At 65.1% G+C, this 2527-nt stretch carries 3 protein-coding genes; all 3 read left to right on the top strand.

Going from position 1 to position 2527, the window contains the following annotated elements:
* On the top strand, nt 1–971 hold a 971-nt coding region (locus NP534_RS26585; protein WP_274100708.1), incomplete at its 5' end, for an NAD(P)/FAD-dependent oxidoreductase.
* 12 nt (nt 972–983) lie between these two features.
* On the top strand, nt 984–1358 hold the full coding sequence (locus tag NP534_RS26580; protein ID WP_274100707.1) for a RidA family protein: 375 nt from the start codon (nt 984–986) through the stop codon (nt 1356–1358).
* An 82-nt stretch (nt 1359–1440) separates the two neighbouring features.
* Entirely contained in the window at nt 1441–2508 is a 1068-nt protein-coding gene (locus tag NP534_RS26575; RefSeq protein WP_274100706.1) for a YkvI family membrane protein, read from the top strand.
* Nucleotides 2509–2527 lie beyond the last annotated feature (19 nt).

The following is a 2527-nucleotide window of genomic DNA, read 5'->3' as shown; positions in this document are numbered from 1 at the left end:
CCCCGCAGATCCAAGCCCTGACCCGCGCCAGCCGCGCGTTCTATGAAGCGCCGCCACCAGGCTTCTGCGAACACCCCCTGCTTGAACCGCGCGGCTGCCTCTATGTCGCCAGCGTCGAGCAACGGCAACTGCTCGAACAGGCCCACGCCCAGAACTTGGCCAACGGCACCGACGTCAGCCTGCTCGACCGCGATGCGGCCCTGGCCCTGGTGCCGAGCTTGCGCGCTGAAGTGCTGGCGGGCGCGGTGCTGGAGCCGGGCGCCATGGACCTGGACGTGCACGCGCTGCACCAGGGTTTTTTGCGCGGCTATCGCGCTGCCGGCGGCGAGCTGCGCTGCAATGCCGAGTTGGCTCAGGCCTGCTACCTCAACGGGGTATGGCAGGTGCAACTGAGCGATGGCAGCCCTCTCCAGGCACGTCGACTGGTCAATGCCGCCGGTGCCTGGGCCGACCGTGTCGCCGAGCAGTGCGGCGTGGGCGCCATCGGCCTGCAACCGTGCCGGCGCAGCGCCTTTACCTTCCCAGGCCCGGCAGACCAGGACTTCGCCCGCTGGCCGGCGGTGATCGGCGTTGACGAGAGCTTCTACTTCAAGCCCGACGCCGGCCAACTGCTTGGCTCGCCGGCCAACGCCGACCCGGTCGAACCCCAGGACGCTGCGCCCGAGGAGCTCGATGTGGCACTGGGCATCTACAACATCGAAGCCATGACCACGCTAAGCATCCGCCGCCCGAGCCACAGCTGGGCCGGGTTGCGCTCGTTCGTTGCCGATGGCGACCTGGTGATCGGTTTCGATGCGCGCAGCCCCGCGTTCTTCTGGCTGGCGGCACAAGGTGGCTATGGCATCCAGTCGGCCGCAGGGGCTTCACGCCTGGCGGCCGACCTGCTGCTCGGTCAGCCGTTGTGCCCTAGCCTTGTCAGCCAGGGGGTGGCGCCCGAGCGCTTGTCCCCGGCACGTTTCCAACAACCTTGATAGGAGCTTCTCATGAGCAATGACATCCAGCGTTTCCCCAGCAGCTTGCCGTTTCCGTTTTCGCGTGCGGTAAAAGCGGGCGGTTTTCTGTTCCTGTCCGGGCAGGTGCCGATGAGTGCCGGCGGCGAAGTGGTGCGGGGTGATATTCAGACCCAGACCCGCGCGGCCTGCGAGCGCATCGGCGAAAGCCTGGCGGCCTGTGGGGCGAATTTCGACCAGGTGGTGAAGGCCACGGTGTGGCTTTCGGACATGAGCCACTTTGCCGGTTTCAACGAGGTTTACAAAGAGTTCTTCGGCGCCGCATTGCCTGTGCGCTCGACGGTGGCCTCGGCGTTGGCGCTGGGGGTCGATGTAGAAATCGAAGTGCAGGCGTTTATCGGGGACTGACAGGCCGCCCTGGCAAGGCCGTTTCTACACAGGAATGCGTGGCGCTCAAACACACCTAACAACAATAAATACAGAGGTTCACATGCAAGAGCAGCTGAAAATCGCCGGCGCCTTTGTCGGCGTGATCGTAGGGGCGGGCTTTGCTTCGGGGCGGGAACTGCTGTTGTTCTTTGTCGATTTCGGGGTCTGGGGGTTGGTTGGCGCGATGGTCAGCGCCGCCTTGTTCACCTTCCTCGGCATGGCCCTGGCGGGGTTGGGCAACCGCCAGCGGGCGACATCGCACAAAGACGTGATCCAGGCCATCTGTGGCCGTCACCTGGGCCTGTTCGTCGATTGGCTGATCACCTTCTTCATGTTCGCCGTCACCGTGGTCATGCTGGCCGGTGGCGGTGCTTTGCTGGAGCAGCAGTTCGGCATCCCGGCATTGACCGGCAGTGTGCTGGTAACGCTTGTGGTGGTGGGCATCGTGTGCCTGGACGTGCGCAAGGTGATCCTGGCCATCGGCGCGATCACGCCGTTGCTGATTCTGGTGGCTTCGGCGATTGCACTGTATGCCGTGTTCACCCGTGAACAGAGTTTCGCCGACCTCGACCACCTGGCCAGCCAGCAGCAGGCAGGCACGCGCCATTGGCTGCTGGGCGCGTTTCTGTATGTGTCCTACAACATCGTTGCCGGTGCGCCGATCCTGGCCATTCTGGGGGGGTCGGCCAAAGGCGAAAAGTCGGCGGTGTGGGGTGGCTTGCTGGGGGGCGCGGCGCTGGGCGGCTTGATGCTGGTGATGAGCGCCGGGCTGTTGTCACGCCTGGACAGTGTCGCCGACCTGCCGATGCCGATGCTGTCGATCGCCAATGAGGTGTCGCCGGTGTTGGGGGTGGTGATGTGCCTGATCATCTTCGGCATGATCGTCAACACGGCGGTGGGGACGATGTTCTCGTTCCTGTCGCGGCTGTTGCCGGCGGGTACGGCGAAGTTCCGCTGGGGCTCGGTGGTGACCGGGGTGGTGGCGTTCGGCTGCAGCCTGGTGGGGTTCATCAGCTTGGTGGGCGAGGTGTATCCGCTGTTTGGGTACCTGGGGTTTGTGCTGATGGCGGCGGTGTTGGTGGCTTGGGTGCGGCGGGGTCGGGCTGGGAAGGTGGTGGCGGTGGTGTAGGGGGGCTGCTTTGCAGCCC

The organism is Pseudomonas sp. 39004 (genome assembly GCF_028682155.1).
Classification (GTDB): Bacteria; Pseudomonadota; Gammaproteobacteria; order Pseudomonadales; family Pseudomonadaceae; genus Aquipseudomonas; species Aquipseudomonas capeferrum.
This window is presented reverse-complemented; position numbering and strand designations above follow the sequence as displayed.

Excerpts from the sequence above, each read along its gene's own strand:
- NP534_RS26580 (WP_274100707.1), top strand. The coding sequence starts at position 984 with ATGAGCAATGACATCCAGCGTTTCCCCAGCAGCTTGCCGTTTCCGTTT.
- NP534_RS26575 (WP_274100706.1), top strand. The coding sequence starts at position 1,441 with ATGCAAGAGCAGCTGAAAATCGCCGGCGCCTTTGTCGGCGTGATCGTA.